Below are 20559 nucleotides of genomic sequence, written 5' to 3'. Positions count from 1 at the left end.
ATTTAACAATATAGTTTTGAAACATTCGGAAGTATAATTACAATCTATACTTTCTTACATTTCTTCTTATACAATTATTATATCACAAAATATGCTCTAATAATGAATGGAACACGTACTATCCTTCGAAAAATTCAGATTTAGTCCTCTTTCCGGTCATAACAGAGGTGATAACAACTGACATAGCCCTTCACCGAGTTTGACAATTCTGCCTCTCTCCTTAAATTTTACAGGATCAATGAATTCACTATGCTTTTGATCCTTTTCAAACCCCGCGACTAGCACTGCTATCGTCTCAGGATGCAGCAAAACCGCTGTCATTTCGAAATTAGAATAGAAGCTGCGCATATCCAGATTCGCACTTCCCACCGTACCCAGCAGATCATCCACAATCATGACTTTGGCATGCATAAATCCTTTGGTGTAGCGATAGAACTTCACGCCTGCATCTTGTAAATTCTCCAGATAAGACAAAGAAGCATGATAAACGAGCTTATTATCAGGCTTCGCCGGAATGATGATTCTAACATCCACTCCACGAAGGACTGCACTCTTCAAAGCACGACAAATCGCAGGGTCCGGAATAAAATACGGTGAAGTAATCCAGATCCGTTCCCTAGCAGAGCAAAAAGCGGCAAAATACATCTCCTGAGAAGCATCGATCGCAGCATCCGGTCCACTTCCTACAATCTGCACGGCTTCTTGCTCCTTACAAAAATGCTCAGGGAACAAACGAGGATGACTCATACCTTCACCAGAGGCCAGTCTCCAATCCTTCAGGAAGACATACTGAATATAATAAACAGAATCTCCTTCTAGACGCAGATGAGTATCGCGCCAGTAACCCATCTTGGCGTCCTTTCCTAAATAATCATCCCCGATATTCATTCCACCCGTAAAACCAATCAATCCATCCACCACTAGGATCTTCCGATGATTGCGGAAATTAAAACGACGATCCAGTAAAGAACTAACCGGAGGTAAAAAAAAGTGGAACTCCACCCCGGCATTTCTCATGGTTTGAATAAACCTACGGCTTAATCGATGACTGCCCAGTCCATCACAAAGCAAACGCACCTTAACTCCCTGCCGCGCCTTTCGAATCATAACGTCCTGAAATTGCTCTCCGATCTCATCATCACGATAAATATAAAATTGCATGTGGATATGTTCTTTTGCCTCTTCCATGGCTTTCAGCATTGCGTCGTACGCTTCTCTCGCAGTTGACAGTACTCTGCTTTTGTTATGGCCTGTAATAGGCCCTTCCGAGAGCTTTGCAAGCAAAACCAATAAACCTTCGTTATTCTCAAACTGAGCGTTTCCAGTATCCGACGCTTGTTTTACTACCTTAATCTTGCCAGTGACATACGAACGAATTTCCCGGAAGAGCGAAGTACATCTTTTGTTCAATTTTCTATTCTGTCTGTAGTCACGACCTAGAAAATAATAGAATGCCAGACCAAGCGGTGGACAACAGAAGGAAATAAACAACCATGCTATAGCCCTTTGCGGGCGGCGGTACTCCAGAAATACAATCAATGCAATCTGTATGATAAAAAGAATTAGAATTATCGCAAAAATCTTCAATTCTCTACCCCCTCAATTAATAAAAACAGATGCAATAGACTCTCTGCGATGACTCTAGTACAGGTTTTGCCGTAACTCTCCTTCTTTATTCAAACAAACCGTTGTCATGTTCCTGAAAGATATGGAATACATAGAGTAGTAGGACAATTCGGATGAGCCTAATGGAAGAAAAGTCGTTAGCCTCAGGTATCGCAAGCGGCTGCCATAAGCCGCAGAAAGGAGAAGCCATGAAGAGTCAGCCAGATCATAAACGGATTACGCTGCTTGTCGTAAGGGATGCCGGACGTCCAGTCAAACAGCTCCACATCTCCAAACCGCTAGCGTTCGCTTTGCCGGCAGCAGCAGCCCTCTCTATCTCCAGTCTGGTCACCTCTATGCATTTCCATGCCTCTCAGTCCATCTCACAGCTAGAAGCCGAGGCAGCCGCACTATCGCTAACCAATCTCCGCATGGAAATGAAGGTCGCCGACAAGGATAAAGATTTAACCCAGCTTCGTAGCCAGGTCAGCGAACTTTCGGAAGAGGCAGATAACATTAAAGACAAGCTGAAGAGTGTAAATGCACTGGAACAGGAGCTGCAAGCATTGATTAACAAAAGCAAAGGTGCTGCTGCCGCTACAGACACGAATGAATCCCAACCGGAGAAATCCGCAACAGAAAAATCAAAAGCTGGATCGGCCACTTCAAATTCAACATTAGGTTTATCGAGCCGTCTTTCTTCTCCTGTTCCTAAAGAGACCTCCTTTAAGCAGAGTACTGAAGAGAACTCACCTTCCACTTCTCTATCCGCCATAAGTTTCCGCTTTGGAGCCATTACTGCAGCCCTTCCAAAAACACTCACCCCACAGGTTGGTGGAGAATACATCGCGGTGTATCAGAACGACGCTACAAGCTTGGTGGAAGAAACTAAGGATGACTTTGAGGAGATTCACGGAATGCTTGATGAAATGGTGGAAAGTATTACACAGACAATCACACAGGCAGAGCATGAGAATAACGTACAAGCAAATCTGCAAGCTCAAAAGGCCCGTGCAGAAAAGGCTAGACTTAACGCAGTACCGCTTTGGCCTACCGAGTCCAAAGTTATTTCTTCAAGCTTCGGCTACCGCTCAGATCCATTCAAAGGTTTGTCTGCTTTCCATTCCGGTGTCGATATTGCCGGGAACATCGGTGATCCTGTATATGCTGCCTTAGATGGCGAGGTTATTACTGCGGAACAAATGGGCGCACGCGGAAAATACATCGTGCTTAAGCATTCAAACGGGTTGGAAACCTGGTACATGCATTTGAACGGAATGAACGTATCTGCCGGAGACAAGGTTAGCAAGGGGCAAAAAATCGGCTTGCTTGGAAGCACTGGCCGAAGCACAGGTCCTCACCTTCATTTTCAGGTTGTGAAGCAGAATAAAACTGTCAACCCTTTGGCGTATGTCAAACCCTAAGGGATGCATTCAATTTATATAATAGGAGGAATTTATAAATGTGGAACAAACGGCAGCAGCGTGTCCCCTTTAAATCTACCGATTCCCTAATAGGGCATGGAGGAACACTGGAGGGCAAGGTGCAATGCGATACAAACCTGCGGATTGAGGGTACCTTTAGCGGTGAGATTATTTGCAGTGGTGTCGTGACTGTAGGAGAAGAAGGAACAGTGCGCTCCAGTATTAAAGCGGAGGAAATCGTGATTGCCGGCAAAGTATACGGGGATGTTACCGCAGACCGCAGACTCATTATGACCGGAACCGGGGAGTTACATGGCAATATTTCAGCAGGAGCACTTAGCATTATGGAAGGCAGCCTCCTGAATGGCTCCATTGCCATGCAAGAACAGCCCACCTCTGAAAAAGCAGGTGAGCCCAAAAGTAATATGAAAAAGGACAAGGCAGCCAAGCGCTCCTCCAAAGCACAAGGAACACTCGAAGCCGGCTAGACTTATTTCTATGAGGCAACGTCCCTTTTACGGAAGACAATCCAGGAAATGGCCAGGAATAGGATATAGTACACCGCTAGTACAGCTATGGAGAAGCCAAGTGTAGAGCCCCCCGGACCCGTATCCGACAATAGGTAGCCTCTTAGATCCATATGTGTGAAGATCAAGTATTGGGCCCATTCAAACCGTTCTGGACTAAAAATAACCGTAAAAATACTCTTGGCAAACATAATAAATAAGGATAATCCAATAGCCAGTCCACTTGCGCGGAATACGCTAGATACCATGAAAGCCAGAGCAGCGGTCAGGAAAAGCTCAATGTAACGACATAGGAGATCTAGGAAGGAATATTCCGCTGGGCTCCAAGCCGTAATGGATGACATCGTATCTCCCGAAGATGAGGAGAAGATTAACGAAGCAGCAAAGCCAAAAGCAATCAATACTGCGGTGCTAAGCAAACTGAATAACACCATGGAAATATATTTCGAGAGCAGGATCTTGGAGCGACTCCACGGGCGAATCAGCAGCAGCTTGATGGTTCCCCAGGTAAATTCGCCCGCTACGGAGTCAGAAGCCACTACAACGGTAAATATTGTATTCAAGAAGAACGCAATACTCACCGTCATCTGAAAGTTGTCCCAAAGCCCCATAAGCGATGAATCGCCTTCGCTTGTGAAATAAATAAGCGCAGGAAGCAGCACGCTCATCACTGCAAGAATAAGCAGCATAATCCATGTGCGGACACGGCTGTATATTTTGATATTCTCATTATGTATGAGAGCTGTAAATTCACCCAATTCCTTCACCTCCTGTAACCTCTAAGAATTGATCCTCCAGCGTACGGGCAAGGGCTCTGATGCTATACACCTTAATCCCACCTGCCACTAGCTTGGCATTTAATTCTGCGATCTCCTCACGCTCTGCCTCAAGCACAAGTCCCCCACTCTTAAATACTCCACGTCCAATGAGGGCTAGCGCAGCTTCAGCATTATCAACCTCGAACAAGGTTTCTCCCAGAGGCATTGCAGTATTGCCTACCCCTTTCAGCTGCTTCACATCCACCAGTCGTCCATTTTGGATAATCGCCACGCTGTCACACATGAGCTCCATCTCGGAAAGTAAATGACTGGAGACGAATACAGTTGTTCCTTCTTCCTGACATAAACGGCGTAAATAGTCTCTAAGCTCGCGTATCCCTTGTGGATCCAGGCCGTTGGTTGGCTCATCTAGAATCAGCAGCTTGGGTCTGTGCAGCAGTGCCTGAGCCACTCCCAGCCTCTGACGCATTCCCAGTGAATAGGTCTTAACTTTGTCATGAATTCTTTGACCTAGTCCAACTAGCTCGACGACTTCGTCTATCCGTTGCTTCGTTACCCCTGGCACCATCCGTGCATATTGGCGCAGATTCTGATAACCGGATAGGAACTTGTACATCTCAGGATTTTCTACAATGGCCCCTATATTTGCGATAGCCTCTTCAAAATGGTTTTTAATACTACGGCCACAGATCAAGATGTCTCCACGACTAATGGAAATCAACCCCACCATCATCCGTATTGTAGTAGTCTTACCTGCTCCGTTGGGCCCCAAAAAACCGAAGATTTGTCCAGGCGGGATGTCCAGCGTTAAATCGCTCACCAGCGTTTTCGAGCCGATTTTTTTGGTGACTCCCTGCAGACGGGCAACAGGCTCCATCAATATTTCTGTATTCGACATAGTCTCACTTCCTTTCATCTATAACCTAGTTTACCACATATACCCTTTTTTCCGAAAATCACTAGAGGATACGAGTCTGCCATCTAAAAAAAGGAACCTGACTTCTCCGGCATTAGGAAGAGTCAGGTTCCCTTATTCATTTAGTTCCTATTTCATTCAGGTACAGCAGTTTAGCCGCCAACACGGGCAAGCTCGCGCATATTCGCTTCAAATGCAGCCATCAACGCAGCTTCTCCGGTCAACCCGGTTTGTTCTACCTTACGAATTTGCTCCATCATCCGTTTGTAATCCTTCGGAATGACACGAACGAAGTTCGGCAAGCTATCTGCCCACTGATCCAGTACCCGTGCGCCAGCCGCACTACCTGTAAGCTCGGTATGGCGGATAATCAGCTCACGCAGCTCTTCGATCTCCTCAGACTCTTCCACTCTCTCGAGCAGTACCATTTCGAGATTGCAGCGGCCGATGAAGGTTCTATCCGGATCGTAGACATAAGCGATACCGCCTGACATCCCTGCCGCAAAGTTACGGCCAGTTTCACCAAGGACAACCACTCGGCCTCCAGTCATGTATTCACAGCCGTGGTCACCCACGCCTTCTACAACAACCTTCGCTCCGGAATTACGGACGGCAAATCGTTCACCAGCGATACCGTTGATATAAGCTTCTCCACCTGTTGCACCGTAGAATGCAGTATTTCCGATAATGATATTGTCCTCAGCAGCAAAGGTAGCTTTCGGAGATGGCTTGATAATAATCTTACCACCCGACAATCCTTTACCTACATAGTCATTGGAATCTCCTTCCACCGTAAGCGTGATTCCCTTAGGCACGAATGCACCCAAGCTTTGACCAGCAGAACCGGTGAAATGAAGCCGAATCGTATCATCTGGCAAACCTGCGGCCCCATACTTGCGGGTCAGCTCGCTGCCAAGGATAGTTCCGACGGCACGATTAACGTTCGTGATTGGCAGCGATGCCTCAACAGCCGTACCCGATTCCAATGCAGGTGCTGCCAGGTCGAGCAGCTGCGAGACATCCAGTGTCTCTTCCAGACCATGATTCTGGTATTTACTGCGGAAGCGTGTGCTTCCTTCCGGTAATTCCGGTGTATGCAGCAGGCTGCTCAAATCTATGCCTTTCTTCTTCCAATGCTTCGACGCCTGAGTTGCGTCTAGGCAATCGGTACGGCCTACCATCTCTTCAATTGTACGGAAGCCGAGACTTGCCATAATTTCACGTAGATCCTGTGCCACGAAGGTCATAAAGTTAACTACATGCTGCGGATCGCCAGTAAAGTTCTTACGAAGATCCGGATTCTGGGTAGCTACACCAACCGGACAAGTATCCATTTGGCAGACACGCATCATAATACAGCCAACAGATACTAGCGGAGCAGTAGCAAATCCATACTCTTCGGCCCCAAGCAATACAGCTACAGCCAGATCGCGGCCGCTTAACATTTTACCATCTGTTTCTAGAACAACACGGTCACGCAGATTGTTGAGCATCAATGTCTGATGGGTTTCAGCCAAGCCAAGCTCCCACGGAAGACCCGCATGACGAATGGAGTTCATCGGCGATGCCCCTGTACCTCCATCATAGCCACTAACCAAGATAATATCAGCGCGCCCTTTGGCTACACCAGCAGCAATCGTACCCACTCCAACTTCCGATACGAGCTTAACATTAATGTTTGCACGTGGATTTGCATTCTTCAGATCATAGATCAGCTCTGCCAAATCCTCGATTGAGTAAATATCATGATGCGGTGGAGGTGAGATCAGACCGACACCTGCTGTTGAGCCACGTACTTCAGCGACCCAAGGATAAACTTTACGTCCTGGAAGCTGTCCACCTTCCCCTGGTTTAGCGCCCTGAGCCATTTTAATCTGGATCTCATCAGCGTTAACTAGGTAGTTCGAGGTAACACCAAAACGTCCGGAAGCTACTTGTTTAATCGCACTGCGGCGTGAATCACCATTGCTATCCGGAATATAGCGAGCTGGATCTTCGCCGCCTTCCCCCGTATTACTCTTGCCACCGATACGGTTCATCGCAATGGCCAGTGTCTCATGTGCTTCCTTACTAATGGAACCAAAGGACATTGCACCCGTCTTAAACCGTTTCATAATAGACGATGCCGGTTCTACTTCTTCCAGTGGAATCGGTTCATAGGCTGACTTGAATTGCAACAAGGAACGAAGCGTCAATTGCTTCTCGCTTTCTCCTTGAACAAGGGCAGCATATTTCTTGTACATATCATAATTCCCACTACGCACAGAGTGCTGAAGCAGATGAATGGTCTGTGGATTGAAAAGATGCTCTTCCCCATCATTACGCCATTGATAATCGCCACCGGAATCAAGCACCTTATCATTTCCGTCTTTTTCTGTAAAAGCACGGTTATGATGGATAAGTGCCTCAGTTGCCACTTCCTCCAGGCCAATACCGCCAATCCGGGAAGGTGTCCAAGTAAAGTAGCGATCCACGAACTCAGAGTTCAGACCCACAGCTTCAAAAATCTGCGCACCGCGGTAAGATTGAATCGTCGAAATTCCCATTTTGGAAAGAATCTTAACTACGCTCTTAGTCGCAGCTTTAATATAGTTCTTCACTGCTTTTTCATGCGAGATTCCCCGCAATAAGCCTTGGCCGATCATATCATCCAAGCTTTCAAAAGCCAGATAAGGATTTACTGCGCTCACCCCATAACCGAGCAGCAGCGCATAATGATGGACTTCACGTGGTTCACCGGATTCCAGCAAAATACTTACTTTCGTCCGTGTTCCTTGGCGGATCAAATGATGATGCAGACTCGATACCGCAAGCAGAGCTGGAATCGCAGCATTCTCACTGTCCACACCGCGGTCAGTCAGAATCAGAATGTTATGCCCTTTAGCCATAACACGGTCAGCAGCCTCGTTCATGCGCTCAAGCGCGATGCGTAATCCTTCTGCCCCAAGCTCAGCCGGGAAAAGAATTGGAATAGACATCGATTTGAAGCCTGCACGGCGAACATGGCGAATCTTAGCAAAATCTTCGTTCGAAAGAATTGGCGTTTGCAGCGAGATCTGGCGGCAGCTTTCCGGTTCCGGTTTAAGCAAATTACGCTCTGGTCCAATCGTAGTCGTTGTGGATGTAACCAGCTCTTCACGAATGGCATCGATGGGTGGATTCGTTACCTGAGCAAACATTTGTTTGAAATAGTTATAGAGACGTTGCGGGCGGTCCGAAAATACAGCGAGTGGAGCATCATAACCCATGGAACCGACAGCTTCAGCACCAGTAGATGCCATTGGCTCAAGCACCTTGCGCAAGTCTTCAAAAGTATAGCCAAAAGCCTGCTGTAGCTGTTGTACATTGTCATGCTTAGGATTTGGCAGTTCAGGCGCATCCGGAAGCTCATCAAGACTGATCAAATGCTCATCCAGCCACTGGCGATAAGGCTTCTCAGAGGCGATAGCCGATTTAACTTCCTCATCCGAGATAATGCGGCCTTCCTTCGTATCCACAAGCAGCATGCGTCCAGGTTTCAGGCGGTCTTTATATAAGATGTCCTCTGCTGGAATGTCCAGTACACCGGCTTCTGAGGATAAAATAATCATATCGTCTTTCGTTACATAATAACGAGCAGGACGCAGACCGTTACGGTCCAGAATAGCGCCGATTTGTATCCCATCGGTAAAGCCCATTGCAGCAGGCCCGTCCCATGGCTCCATTAGAGTACTGTGATATTCATAAAATGCTTTTTTATCAGCATCCATACTATCATGATTGCTCCATGGTTCAGGAACCATCATCATGGCTACCTGTGGCAGGGAGCGTCCGCTCAAATAGAGAAACTCAAAGGTGTTATCGAACATTGCAGTGTCCGATCCATCCGGGTTAATAACAGGCTTGATCTTGTTCAGATCTTCACCAAACACTTCGCTCTTGAACAATGACTGGCGTGCATGCATCCAGTTCACATTACCACGCAAGGTGTTGATCTCACCGTTGTGGATCATAAAACGGTAGGGATGCGCACGTTCCCAGCTTGGGAAGGTGTTCGTGCTGAAACGGGAGTGAACTAACGCGATCGCTGATTCCAGCTCTTCGTTCTGCAAATCCAGGTAGAATTGTCCGACTTGTTCTGTAGTCAGCATGCCCTTGTATACAATCTTACGGCACGACAAGCTTGGTATATAGAAGGATTCAGCCTCTTCTACACCACCGTAACGAATGGCAAGCTCCGCACGTTTGCGGATAACATAAAGCTTACGTTCAAAAGACAATTCATTCGTGACCGAAGCCGAGCGGCCGATAAACACTTGACGCACAAAAGGCTTAGCAGCTTTCGCTGTCTTGCCAAGCATTTCATCATAGGTAGGTACATCACGATAGCCGAGTACTATTTGACCTTCTTCAGCAATAATATTGCTTAAGAGGGCTTCATGCTGTGCCCGAACTTCTTCGTTATGAGATAAAAAGATCATGCCCACGCCATAATGGCCTTGTTCCGGCAAAGTAAAGCCTAGCTTCTGAGCTTCACTTGCAAAGAAACGGTGCGGAATTTGAAGCATGATACCTGCTCCGTCACCAGAGTTGGGTTCGCTACCTTGGCCTCCCCGATGCTCCATATTAAAGAGCATTGTCAAAGCATTACTTACGATATTGTGAGACGGTGTGCCTTTAATATGAGCTACAAATCCCATGCCGCAAGCATCTTTTTCGAACTGGGGATCATACAGGCCCTGTTTTACGGGCAGTTCAGTGTGTTTCATCGAACGCAACCTTTCTATTATAAAGTATGCAATGTCTTAGGAAAATTTTTCACATGAAAATCTTAATAATTATTCAATCCAGATTAGTGCTATTATTTTATCACCGAGGTAACATCAGCGCAATTTAAACTTTTTTATGATGCTGATTAACATTTGTTTTTGCATCACAGCTTTAGCGAGTAAAAGTTTAAAAAAACTTCACGATGCATAATTATACATAAATAACGCATAAGTGCATATGCAATGAAAGCGTTACAAGATTTTTCATCCCTTCTAATATGTTTGCAAGAAAAAGGGTTTTTATGATTTTAAATCAAAAAAAGCGTCTCCCGGAGGAGACGCTTTTTTATACTTTTTTTTCAAAAAATCTATCAGTTTATACAGTCAAAACTTGTTCACTTTTCACTCCAACTTCATTCTCACGGCTACGAGTCATGAAGTAAGCGAAGGTAAGAGCAAGGAATCCAAGACCAAAGATTGCCAGGATACCTACATCTCCCCACATTGCACTGAAGTCACCTGTAGAAATTACTGCTTTAAGACCACTAACTGTGTAAGTCATTGGAAGCAGTGGATTAAAGAATTTCATCCAGTCAGGGATCAATTCAAGTGGGAATGTTCCGGCACTAGTTGTTAATTGGAAAATAAGAATAACGATAACAACGAAACGTCCCGGTTGATCCATCCAAGTAACAATCGCTTGAACTACCCATGTGTAAACTAAACTTGTTAAGAATGTAAATACGAAGAATAGCGGTTTACTTTGTACTTCCAATCCAAGTCCATACAATACAACCACAGCAGCCAGCATAGACTGGATAAAGCTCATGATTGTGAAAGTAAGCGTACGGCTAATGAAACGGTTCATACGGCTAGCACCAAGGACAGCCGAATCACGCATTGGAATAACAATTGTTGAAATCAAAGCACCTACAAACAATCCAAGGGATAGGAAGTAAGGAGCAAAACCTGTACCATAGTTCGGAACATGATTCACAACTTGATCCTCAACCACCACTGGTTGTGCGAACATTTCCATCATTGCATCTGTTTTGTTCACACTGCCTGTTTTTTCAGCAGCATCGCCAAGCTTAGTTGCCAGTTCTGTTGATCCAGATTTCAGATCATCCATACCATCTTTCAGCTCGCCTGCGCCATCAGCCAGTTTTTTCGAACCATCTGCTACAGCACTGATACCGGAACCTAGTTCGCCTACACCGCTTAACAGTTTTGTAGTACCATCGCCAAGCGCTTTACCGCCTTCAGCCAGCTTGCTGCCTCCAGCTGCAGCTTCTTTAAGCTTCGCACCAAATTGTTGCATCCCTGCATTCAGCTTATCTCCACCGGTTACAAGTGCAGATGCGCCTTGTGCCAGTTTTTGTTGTCCTGTCAAAAGCTGTGTGCTACCAGCATTTAATTGCTGTGCTCCATCATGCAACTGAGTTACACCAGCAGCTAACTGCTGTGAACCTGAGTGCAATTGAGTTGCACCTTGTGCCAGCTGCTCTTGCCCACTGTGGAGTGCAGTAGCACCCTGTGCCAGCTGCTCTTGACTTTGTTGCAGTTGCTCACTGCCTTGTGCCACAGCTGCACTGGCTGCCAGCAGCTTCTGTACCGCTGGATTTTGTGCCAGCTCAGGACTAGCCTGTGCCAATTGCTCCAATCCTTGAGCTACCGCTTTAGCACCCTCAGTTACCTTCGTGCTGCCTGCGGCGGAAGCTTGCAAACCTGCTTCCAGTTTCGCGCTGCCATCTACGGAAGAAGTTAAGCCTGCTTCCAGCTTCGCGCTGCCATCAACTAAAGATTGTGTTCCTGCTTGTAGTTTAGAAGTACCATCCACAGCAGACTGCGTTCCCGCCTGAAGCTGTGTTGCACCTGTTACAGCTTGTTTCAAGCCGTCACTAAGTTGTTTACTGCCGGCAGCACTCTGTGCAACACCGTCTTGAAGCTGCGTATGTGCAGTAGACAGTTGTTGCAATCCGCTTGCCAACGTGGTTGATCCTGTTTTAAGCGCCGTAGCACCTGCATTCAAATCAGTCACGCCTTGTGTAAGGGGTTCTACACCATTTTGAAGTTTACCTGTACCATCTGTCAGTACAAGTAGATTATCTTTCAGCTTCAAGGCTCCGTCATCTAGCTTACCAGCGCCATCAGCGATCTTGGAGGCTCCATCTCCTGCTTCGCCCAATCCATCAGATACTTCTGTAATCTGATTGAATACAGACTCTACATAAGCTTCAGTTACTTTAGCAGATACTTTATTTTTAATTTCTGCTACAGCCGTACCACCGATTTGACCAGCCAAGAAGTTATAACCTTCATTTGGCTCATAAATAATTTTTGCCGGCTGTGGTTCATCATCCATAAGAGTAGTAGCTTTAGCAGAAAAGTCTTCCGGAACAATGATCGACATATAATAAGTATTGTCCTTCATTCCTGCTTCCGCTTCTTCAAGGGAAACGAAGTTCCACTGGAAGCCGTCGGTTACCTTCAACTCTTCTATAAGATCATTACCGGCTTGTAGTTGCTTGCCTTCATAATTAGCGCCGACATCCTGGTTGACCACAGCAACCGGAAGCTCATTCATCTTGCCATACGGATCCCAGAATGCCTTCAGGAAGAATCCGCTGTACATCACCGGAATAAATAGGATAGCAATCATTGGAATTAGCACCTTCGGATTTCTAAGGGCTGCGCCAAGATCCTTGGTAAATACGGATAATGATTTCATTCTGGTTCTCTCCTTATGAGCTTATGCTCTCTTTAAAATGCTTTGTTTGCGAAATATTACGTAACACTAAGTGACTGTTTTCCCCATTCGGTCAATTCAGGGTATAAAAAAATGCCTCGCGGCTCTTTTTCAATGCCTAATCCATCTTGAGAATTGTTAAGGGAAAGCGAATCGAGTGAAGCTGAGAACGCCATCCCTGTCCTGAATCAACCCTTACTGTGCCAATCCTTCGGCGAGAAACAAATGAAAATACATCTTGATCTGTTCCTTGTCCAAGGGAGTATGTGTTTTATTCAGTTCAGCAGTCAATACAATATATAATCTGAACATGACTACCGAGACGATTTTGGGATCGCAAGGTTTGATTTCTCCCTGTTGGAGCGCTTGTTGCACCTCCCGTTCTAAATATTCTAAAACTACGTTCTCGATCTTCTCGAGTCCTTCTCCAGCCTGCGGCGTACCGAATTCGCGATTCTCCTGGGAAAGTTTTATGAATAGCTCCTGCTCACTTCGAAACTCAAGCAGAGCATCCAGCACACGATGCAAGTTGTCAAAGAAGGGTCTGTCTCGCCTGATCTCCCGCTCAGCAATCGTCTTCATTTCCATCATCATATCGTGCAGGATCTCGTCAAACAATTGCTCTTTGTTTGTAAAAAAGGTGTAGATGGTCCCCTTACCGACATTTGCAATCTTAGCAACCTGATCCATTGTAGTTGCCTTATAGCCAAATAATGAAAAAGATTTTGCTGCGGCCTGAAGCACCTGCTGTCTTCGATCCACCACTGCCACCTGTGCACACTTCCTTTCTCCAGAAAATATCGTCCCCGCTGACTTCTGACCATTTTACTAATCCGGTCAATTGGTCATTCACTACTTTATCATGTTGTTTTCTAGTTTGCAATACTTTGGGCGAACCTTTTATTTTTTTTATTTATTGCAGGGTTTTAACTTTCTATTTACGTCTTACTTGTATAATGTGAGTATAGTATAGATTTCCTAGTATAATTAGAAGAAGAAACGCATTTCTATAGAAAAGGAAAGTAGCAGGTGAACTTATGCGAAAGAAAAGAGTACTGCTGTTTTCGGAAGGCTTCGGTACGGGCCACACAGGAGCAGCCTATGCTCTGGCCGAAGGAATAAAGCTGCTGAATCCGGATGTCCAATGCCGAGTCATCGAGCTGGGGAAATTTCTTAACCCGACGGTCGCCCCTTGGATTCTTTCCGCTTACCGCAAAACAGTTAGCAGCCAGCCTAAGCTGGTCGGCATGATGTATAAGACACAATATCATAAATCATTGAACCCGTTGACTAAAATGGCGCTTCACCGGATTTTTTATACACATGCTTCACAGGTCATTGAGCAGCTAAAGCCTGATTTAATTATCTGCACTCATCCCATTCCGGCTGCGGTCATTTCCAGACTGAAACGTCGTGGACTACATGTGCCTCTGTATACATTAATTACTGATTATGATGCACATGGGAGTTGGGTAAATTCCGAGGTCAATCGTTATCTCGTATCTACCCCACGCGTCAAGTCCATTCTGACAGGCCGTGGGATCGCTCCAGAGCTAGTAACCGTCACTGGCATCCCAGTGCATCCAAAGTTCTGGGAACGCTCCAACAAGACGCTGCTACGCAAGGAGCTGGGATTGGCTGATATTCCAACCGTACTCATTATGGGCGGAGGATGGGGGCTGATGTTCGGCAAAGAGATTATGCATTCCCTCACCGCCAGAATGGATGATATTCAGCTCGTCTTCTGTATGGGCAGCAATGAGAAGCTAATCGCCAAAATGAAGTCCAATCCACTGCTCAATCATCCCAATGTTAAAATTCTGGGATATAGCAGTGAAATCAATAAATTGATGGATGCCTCAGACCTGCTGATTACGAAGCCTGGAGGCATGACCTGTACGGAAGGTCAGGCCAAAGGAATTCCAATGCTTTTCTATAAAGCTATTCCAGGTCAGGAAGAGAAAAACTGCCAATATTTCGTAGAGCTTGGGCTGGCAGAGGTGCTCGACTCGGAAGTAGTGAACAAATGGTTCACTATGATGCTTCGTGAATATTCAGTTCTGGAAGAGCAACGCAGACGACGTCTCGCTCCAGATAAACATCAACCGCAAAGCTGTGCGACTACTGTTCTGAAGATGTTAGGTAACCCCGTAAGCGAGGCAACTGAAATCAGAGGCACAAGAGCGCAAGCACGTAATGAAGAACCTGTATGTATTACACCTTAAAGAATAAGCAGGCAGTCAGGGAATTTCCCCCGGCTACCTGCTTTTTTTTTATAATATAAATCGGATTGGTTAAATTTCTACGCTCTCACCAGCTTTAAGCGGAAAACCTTCTACTCCCTCTTGATGCAGGCGATCGCAGAAATCAGCACCATCCTGAGCAATATCCGGAAATGTATTGTAATGTAGCGGGATCACTTTATCCGCCCGCAGCCAGCGTGCGGCCAGCAAGGCGTCATCCGGTCCCATGGTTAGCATATCGCCTATAGGAAGAGCTGCCAGGGCAATCGCATTCCTTTCTCCAATGAGGTGCAGATCGCTGAATAGTGCGGTATCCCCCGCATGGAAAATCGTCTTACCCTCAATCGTCAACAAAATCCCCGCGGGTTGTCCAGCATAAATCCAAGAATCGCCCTCCTGAATGGATGAGGAATGAAACGCCTGCGTAAATTTCACAGTCATCCCTGCATAGGTATGACTACCACCTATATTCATGTGCTTAACCTGTGCACCCTTCATCCGGCAATATTCGGCAAGCTCAAACACCGCAAAGATCGGACAATCATTCTGCTTGGCAATTTCGACAGCATCTCCTAAATGATCAGAGTGGCCGTGAGTAAGCAGAACGGCATCAACGGAAATATCGGCAGGTGAAATACCGGAGTTCGGATTACCTGACAAAAAAGGGTCAATAATAACCTTCACGTTCCCCGTCTCTACCAGCAGAGCTGAATGTCCATAATAAGTGATTTTCATGGTTATCTTCCACCTCCAGATTCATATAGTTTAGTTTACCCTATATAGCGCTGAGGTTCACAGATCCACCAAATTATTTATAAAAAGTATGATTGCCAATAGTTTTAACATAAGTCTGTGAATGATGTACGGTCAGATCCTGTGCAAGTTTTAGCGACAAGAAAAAATAAGTATTATCGGGAACTTCCTTTACTCCGGAGAGTGCAGCATTCACCGCTTTAATACTATCATCGTTAGGCTTCACACGGTTAAGACGCCCGTTAGCTACAGGGCTGAACTGGCTCTTCTGATAAATAACTTTATATATCGTGTCGGGGAAATTGGCTGACCGCAGCCTATTCAGAACAACGTTGGCAACTGCCACCTTGCCCTTGTACGGTTCACCTTCCGCCTCTGCCATTACAATTTTTTGTAGCAGAAGCAGTTCTTCTTCGGATACAGCGTAGCGCCGGGTTGCTTTACTTTGCTGCTCCTGGCTTAATAGCTCTGTCCGAGAGAAGTACAATGTTGTGAGGGGATGTTTCTGAGAAGCCGAGGCTATCTTCGCTGTCGCCTGACTACTCTTTGTTGCTGTTTCCGCCAATTGCGACGCTTTTTGCGCAGCTGGCTTGGATTGTACTACATCAGCCTTCACCCGAATAATGGAAACGTTCGATGTGTTTTTTGTGTTTTTTTGTTTTATTTTTTTTACACTAAGCCATTCCACACCCTTCGCCGGTTTCCAAGCGGAACTTAAAAGACTGAATGTGTTATTAAGCTTATTGGCTTGTGTAACTTCAGTAATGCCCCTCGTAATGCTACTCGTTATACTAGACTTCGATTCATCTTGCAAAAGAGAAAGTACGGATGCACGGCTGGTGGATTGCAACTTATCCATCTGCACCCTGTCCATCTTCCCTTCCGCAACTTGTTCGGGTTGCAATAAGCTTATGGCAGAGAAACACACTAGTATAACGCCAACGAGCAACGCAATATAGCGGTTTTGTTTAAAAATTAACATGATATTCCTCCTATTTCACGGCACATTCCTATTGTATGTAACCGAAAACGGAAGCTTTGAAAACTTTATTATCGATTTTAAACTGTAAACTTTTCAATAATTTCATACATAGGAATGGCATACATTCTGGTAGCATACAACACAAAACTATCAATCGTCCAGTCTCTCTGATAGTTTTTTAGGTTCCAATCATCATCCAATTTCAGTAAGTTTTCCAGCAATTTATCATCATATGAATTTTTTCCCCGGTACTTTCGAGCCACGGTAAGATGCGGTTTATAGGCCCTGGATTCGCCTGAAAAACCTAATGGAAACGTCGCGGAATGCACTCTCGCAGCTAATTGATTTAATGCCTCTATTTCGCCAGAAACCCCTATCCACAGGACTCTTGGGGAAGCTGGAAGACCAAATGTGTCCCATTTGTCCAAAGAGAGATTGAAGGGGCTGCCTTGACCCGCGATCTGCCTTAATGATTTTACTAAATCTGGAATTACGGTCTTTGGGGTATCTCCTAAAAATTGCAGGGTAATATGATAATCTTGCGGATTTGTCCATTTAGCAAATTCAAAGTTTCCAGATAGCTTTGAACATGCCTGCGCCACTATTTCTTGCAGCTCAGAAGGTAATTTCACAGCTAGAAAAAGCCGTTCTGATTCGTTCTCTGATACTTTAGTATTCATGGTCAATTTCACCTTCTCCAATAGATTTGGTATTCTTAACCTATAACATGATCCATATCCATTAAACCACAAAGTAGGAGGAACACATCATGACTAAGTCTATAGTATGTCTACAACCACTTACATCTCAGCAGCAGGAAAGGATCAAAGCGGCTGCCCCAGGCTATACATTCACACAAGGAGACGCCAAAAATCCAGATTTGCAGCTGCTTGCAGACGCAGAAATCGTAATCGGCTGGGCTAAAGGTATTTCGGATACACTCCTTCGGCCCGAGTCCTCCCTTCGCTGGGTTCAGTCCTGGTCTGCTGGTATTGAGAAACTTCCTCTCGATCGTCTTAAGGAACAAGGAGTCATGCTCACCAGTGGGAGCGGAGTTCATGCCGAGCCTATTTCTGCGGTAATCTTCGGGTTCATCCTTCTCTTCACACGTAATTTGCATACGGCTGTACGCAATCAGCAGAACCGGATTTGGAAATCTGATGGCAGTGAAAGCGAGCTGTCCGGCAAAACAGCCGTTATAGCTGGAACTGGAGCGATCGGCAGTGAAACCGCCAGAATTGCTAAAGCCTTCCGGATGAAGACTATCGGTGTCAGCCGTTCCGGTAAGCCAGTCGCAGACTTTGATCAAATCTATACAACAGATCGTTTATCCGAAGCTGTAAGCCAAGGCGATTTCATCATCAATACCCTTCCTATTACCGATGAGACCAAGCATTTATTTAATGCCACCAGCTTCTCCGCGTTTAAAGAAGGCTCCTATTACATTAACATTGGCCGTGGCGCAACTACCGATACTGAGGCTCTGATCGATGCATTGAATCGCGGACAACTCCGTGGCGCTGGGTTGGATGTTTTTGAGACCGAGCCCCTTCCGCAGGATCATCCACTTTGGTCTATGGAGCAAGTAATCATCACTCCACACTCCGCTGGAATTACAGATCAATACGCTGACCGGATCGTTAATATTTTTACCGAAAATGTGAAGTCTTACTTATCATCAGGCACACCTTCTCTAAATCTTGTTGATTACGACCGGCAATATTAATAATATGCTTTACAAAACAGGAACATCTGTTCTATAATAAGAAAATCCAAAGTTATCCATAAAGAGAGGGTTAGTGAAATGAAGGTCACGGTCACAGAATTTAACGAGCAATGGAGTCTAACGTTCATTGAAGAAGCTCAGAAGATTAAAGCCATCTTTGCTGATGCCCTCGTTGATATTCACCATATTGGCAGCACTTCTGTTTCCGGACTAAAAGCTAAACCAATCATAGATATAATGCCTGTAGTACGAAATATCGAAGCTGTAGATGAGTTCAACCAGCAAATGACAGCACTTGGTTATGAATGTATGGGTGAGTTCGGTATCAGTGGCAGAAGATATTTCAGAAAAGGCGGAAATAGCAGAACCCATCATGTTCATGTCTTCCAGATGGATAATAAGATAGATATCGACCGTCATCTGGCTGTAAGAGACTACCTTCGATCACATCCGGAGACGGTTAAACAGTACGGAGATTTGAAGGATACTCTTGCCAAACAATTCCCAGAGGACATGGCAGCTTATATAGACGGGAAAGAAGAATTTGTGGTTAATCTTGAAAGAACTGCATATGAGTGGTATTTAAATCAATAATCCTTATAAAAATAGCCCCTGCTGTTCATTTAGATTATCCTAAATGAACAGCAGGGACTACTTGTCTAAGCGTCTCTAATCCAAATCATAAATCGAGCCGACTTTCAGTCCGTACAGCTCATTATATATTTTCTCTGCAAAAGCATCAGTCATCCCTGCGATATAATCAATCACCATATGCTCCCAAGTCCAAATCGGTTTTGCCTGCTTCTGATCTTTCTCAAATCGCTGCAGCCAATCCGATGGAATAATGGCTTTAGAGGTTTGTGGATCCAGAAATGCTCCCCACAGACGGCGCAAAATCCACTCACTACGTTTCTGCAGCCGCTGCACACGCAAATCACGGATCATAGTAACCCACGCGAAGCTTTTCAGCACACTTACGGTCCGCAGCATATCTTCGTCTTCTTTTCCTTCCTTTATAAAGGTGACCTTCTTCCAGTCTCCATCTTGGATCACTCCCAAGCTGGCGACAAAGGTACTTACCCAATAAGCCTTAACTTCACGTCGAGTGCGGGAATAGTCATTTTCGCAGGTTGGCATTTTTTCCTTCCAAACCCGAAGAAATGAACTGAGCACTTCCTCGACCTTCGCGCGAATGCCTTCCTCTTCCCAGCCCTTCCAGAAGAAATCCTCGAGCGTGGTGATTTTCTCTACGATTAACCGCTGGATATAAGAATCATGCATAAAGTGTTCATGCACTTCAATCTTTCCGGCTTTAATCCCATCCTCCAGATCATGTGCAGAATAAGCGATATCGTCACAAAGGTCCATAAGCTGAGCCTCTAACGTTTTCTTACCTGCCGGTATTCCCCACTCTTTGCGGATCTCCGAAATATATCCCCATTCGTGAAGGTACATCCCCTTCTTCAGCGAGGTGCCGGGAAAAGGATACTTATTTATGCCTAGCAGCACAGCATCTGACAGATTTAGCCCATCAATATTCTCACGCTTCTCCAGAAACATAATCAGCCTATAATTGTGGGCATTGCCTTCGAAATGCTCATAACGTTGCTTCATCTGCTCATGGATCAGCAGGCGATCCACACCCGTTGCAACTGATTGCAGCGCAGCTTCGTTAGTTTTCTTTTCAATAAGCTGTTCCAAAATATTATCCAGCACTTCTTCCCCTTTATGTCCAAAGGGAGGATGACCAAAATCATGAGCGATAGCTGCGCATTCCACTACCTCTGGATCTATAACAAGACCCGGATTCTCCGCCTTGGTGGTTTCCACTTCTGGATACGATCGCAGCAGACTTTTCGCCGCCTCACGAGCAATCTGTGCAACTTCAAGTGAATGAGTCAGACGCGTGCGGTAATAATCACCCGTCCCAGCCCCGAATACTTGTGATTTACCTTGCAGCCTCCGAAAAGTAGGCGAATGAATCAGGCGTGAATAATCACGCTCATAAGCAGCTCTCGACGTTTCTAGGCGGGTAATCTCCGGATACTGCCGGTGTTCTCTTTTTTCAATAAGTGTCATGTTCCCACCACCCTAACCAAATGTCTGT

At 45.6% G+C, this 20559-nt stretch carries 15 protein-coding genes; 5 read left to right on the top strand and 10 right to left on the bottom strand.

The genetic code is table 11. The features are described 5' to 3' along the window. Positions 1-156 precede the first annotated feature (156 nt). Complete coding sequence (gene cls / locus MKX34_RS04930; RefSeq protein ID WP_076104236.1) at positions 157-1587, bottom strand: cardiolipin synthase; 1431 nt, start codon at positions 1585-1587, stop codon at positions 157-159. 152 nt (positions 1588-1739) lie between these two features. Here cls and MKX34_RS04925 point away from each other — a divergent pair, with 152 nt between their 5' ends. Then, a complete protein-coding gene (locus tag MKX34_RS04925; protein WP_081383824.1) occupies positions 1740-3029 on the top strand; it encodes a peptidoglycan DD-metalloendopeptidase family protein in 1290 nt (429 codons plus the stop codon). Positions 3030-3067: 38 nt separating this feature from the next. Then, on the top strand, positions 3068-3517 hold the full coding sequence (locus tag MKX34_RS04920) for a polymer-forming cytoskeletal protein (protein WP_038568928.1): 450 nt from the start codon (positions 3068-3070) through the stop codon (positions 3515-3517). A gap of 8 nt (positions 3518-3525) precedes the next feature. Here the strand turns inward: MKX34_RS04920 and MKX34_RS04915 are convergent, their stop codons facing one another. The 5 genes from MKX34_RS04915 to MKX34_RS04895 form a co-directional block, all read right to left on the bottom strand. Then, entirely contained in the window at positions 3526-4314 is a 789-nt protein-coding gene (locus MKX34_RS04915) for an ABC transporter permease (protein ID WP_038568926.1), read from the bottom strand. Continuing rightward, entirely contained in the window at positions 4307-5233 is a 927-nt protein-coding gene (locus MKX34_RS04910; RefSeq protein ID WP_235219382.1) for an ABC transporter ATP-binding protein, read from the bottom strand. Before MKX34_RS04910 ends, MKX34_RS04915 begins: the two co-directional genes overlap by 8 nt. Before the next feature lie 170 nt (positions 5234-5403). Next, positions 5404-9999, bottom strand: a complete 4596-nt coding sequence (gene gltB / locus MKX34_RS04905) for a glutamate synthase large subunit (RefSeq protein WP_076274050.1) — start codon at positions 9997-9999, stop codon at positions 5404-5406. Between the two features lie 376 nt (positions 10000-10375). Beyond that, complete coding sequence (locus MKX34_RS04900; RefSeq protein ID WP_038568922.1) at positions 10376-12730, bottom strand: YhgE/Pip domain-containing protein; 2355 nt, start codon at positions 12728-12730, stop codon at positions 10376-10378. 213 nt (positions 12731-12943) lie between these two features. Beyond that, complete coding sequence (locus tag MKX34_RS04895; RefSeq protein WP_036676550.1) at positions 12944-13519, bottom strand: TetR/AcrR family transcriptional regulator; 576 nt, start codon at positions 13517-13519, stop codon at positions 12944-12946. Positions 13520-13785: 266 nt separating this feature from the next. On the opposite strand from MKX34_RS04895, the gene MKX34_RS04890 reads away from it, so the two are divergent. Next, a complete protein-coding gene (locus MKX34_RS04890) occupies positions 13786-14973 on the top strand; it encodes a UDP-N-acetylglucosamine--LPS N-acetylglucosamine transferase (RefSeq protein WP_038568920.1) in 1188 nt (395 codons plus the stop codon). 69 nt (positions 14974-15042) lie between these two features. On the opposite strand, the gene MKX34_RS04885 is transcribed toward MKX34_RS04890, so the two are convergent. The 3 genes from MKX34_RS04885 to thpR all read right to left on the bottom strand — a co-directional run bounded on the left by MKX34_RS04885 (position 15043) and on the right by thpR (position 17406). Beyond that, positions 15043-15726 carry a metal-dependent hydrolase gene (locus MKX34_RS04885; RefSeq protein ID WP_076296157.1) on the bottom strand — a complete coding sequence of 228 codons (684 nt, stop codon included), beginning with the start codon at positions 15724-15726 and terminating at the stop codon, positions 15043-15045. A gap of 73 nt (positions 15727-15799) precedes the next feature. Beyond that, complete coding sequence (locus tag MKX34_RS04880) at positions 15800-16726, bottom strand: cell wall hydrolase (protein WP_076141781.1); 927 nt, start codon at positions 16724-16726, stop codon at positions 15800-15802. Positions 16727-16803: 77 nt separating this feature from the next. Then, on the bottom strand, positions 16804-17406 hold the full coding sequence (thpR, locus tag MKX34_RS04875) for an RNA 2',3'-cyclic phosphodiesterase (RefSeq protein ID WP_076274049.1): 603 nt from the start codon (positions 17404-17406) through the stop codon (positions 16804-16806). Between the two features lie 89 nt (positions 17407-17495). Here thpR and MKX34_RS04870 point away from each other — a divergent pair, with 89 nt between their 5' ends. Beyond that, a complete protein-coding gene (locus tag MKX34_RS04870; protein WP_076274048.1) occupies positions 17496-18452 on the top strand; it encodes a D-2-hydroxyacid dehydrogenase in 957 nt (318 codons plus the stop codon). Between the two features lie 78 nt (positions 18453-18530). Then, positions 18531-19046 (top strand): GrpB family protein, encoded by a 516-nt coding sequence (locus MKX34_RS04865; protein WP_076274047.1) that lies wholly within the window; start codon positions 18531-18533, stop codon positions 19044-19046. A gap of 75 nt (positions 19047-19121) precedes the next feature. Here MKX34_RS04865 and dgt read toward each other — a convergent pair whose 3' ends face one another. Next, positions 19122-20531 (bottom strand): dGTP triphosphohydrolase, encoded by a 1410-nt coding sequence (gene dgt / locus MKX34_RS04860; protein WP_036676565.1) that lies wholly within the window; start codon positions 20529-20531, stop codon positions 19122-19124. Positions 20532-20559: the final 28 nt, after the last annotated feature.

It is taken from the genome of Paenibacillus sp. FSL R5-0636 (assembly GCF_037974255.1).
Classification (GTDB): domain Bacteria; phylum Bacillota; class Bacilli; order Paenibacillales; family Paenibacillaceae; genus Paenibacillus_AQ; species Paenibacillus_AQ odorifer.
The sequence above is the reverse complement of the archived record's forward strand: the minus strand, read 5'-3'. Positions and strand labels throughout refer to the sequence as shown.

What these genes read in the sequence shown, in the direction of transcription:
- MKX34_RS04925 (WP_081383824.1), top strand. Translation starts at nt 1,740, where the DNA reads ATGAGCCTAATGGAAGAAAAGTCGTTAGCCTCAGGTATCGCAAGCGGC.
- dgt (WP_036676565.1), bottom strand. Translation starts at nt 20,531, where the DNA reads ATGACACTTATTGAAAAAAGAGAACACCGGCAGTATCCGGAGATTACC.
- gltB (WP_076274050.1), bottom strand. Translation starts at nt 9,999, where the DNA reads ATGAAACACACTGAACTGCCCGTAAAACAGGGCCTGTATGATCCCCAG.
- MKX34_RS04880 (WP_076141781.1), bottom strand. Translation starts at nt 16,726, where the DNA reads ATGTTAATTTTTAAACAAAACCGCTATATTGCGTTGCTCGTTGGCGTT.
- MKX34_RS04890 (WP_038568920.1), top strand. Translation starts at nt 13,786, where the DNA reads ATGCGAAAGAAAAGAGTACTGCTGTTTTCGGAAGGCTTCGGTACGGGC.
- MKX34_RS04885 (WP_076296157.1), bottom strand. Translation starts at nt 15,726, where the DNA reads ATGAAAATCACTTATTATGGACATTCAGCTCTGCTGGTAGAGACGGGG.
- MKX34_RS04900 (WP_038568922.1), bottom strand. Translation starts at nt 12,730, where the DNA reads ATGAAATCATTATCCGTATTTACCAAGGATCTTGGCGCAGCCCTTAGA.
- MKX34_RS04870 (WP_076274048.1), top strand. Translation starts at nt 17,496, where the DNA reads ATGACTAAGTCTATAGTATGTCTACAACCACTTACATCTCAGCAGCAG.
- MKX34_RS04865 (WP_076274047.1), top strand. Translation starts at nt 18,531, where the DNA reads ATGAAGGTCACGGTCACAGAATTTAACGAGCAATGGAGTCTAACGTTC.
- thpR (WP_076274049.1), bottom strand. Translation starts at nt 17,406, where the DNA reads ATGAATACTAAAGTATCAGAGAACGAATCAGAACGGCTTTTTCTAGCT.
- MKX34_RS04920 (WP_038568928.1), top strand. Translation starts at nt 3,068, where the DNA reads ATGTGGAACAAACGGCAGCAGCGTGTCCCCTTTAAATCTACCGATTCC.
- MKX34_RS04910 (WP_235219382.1), bottom strand. Translation starts at nt 5,233, where the DNA reads ATGTCGAATACAGAAATATTGATGGAGCCTGTTGCCCGTCTGCAGGGA.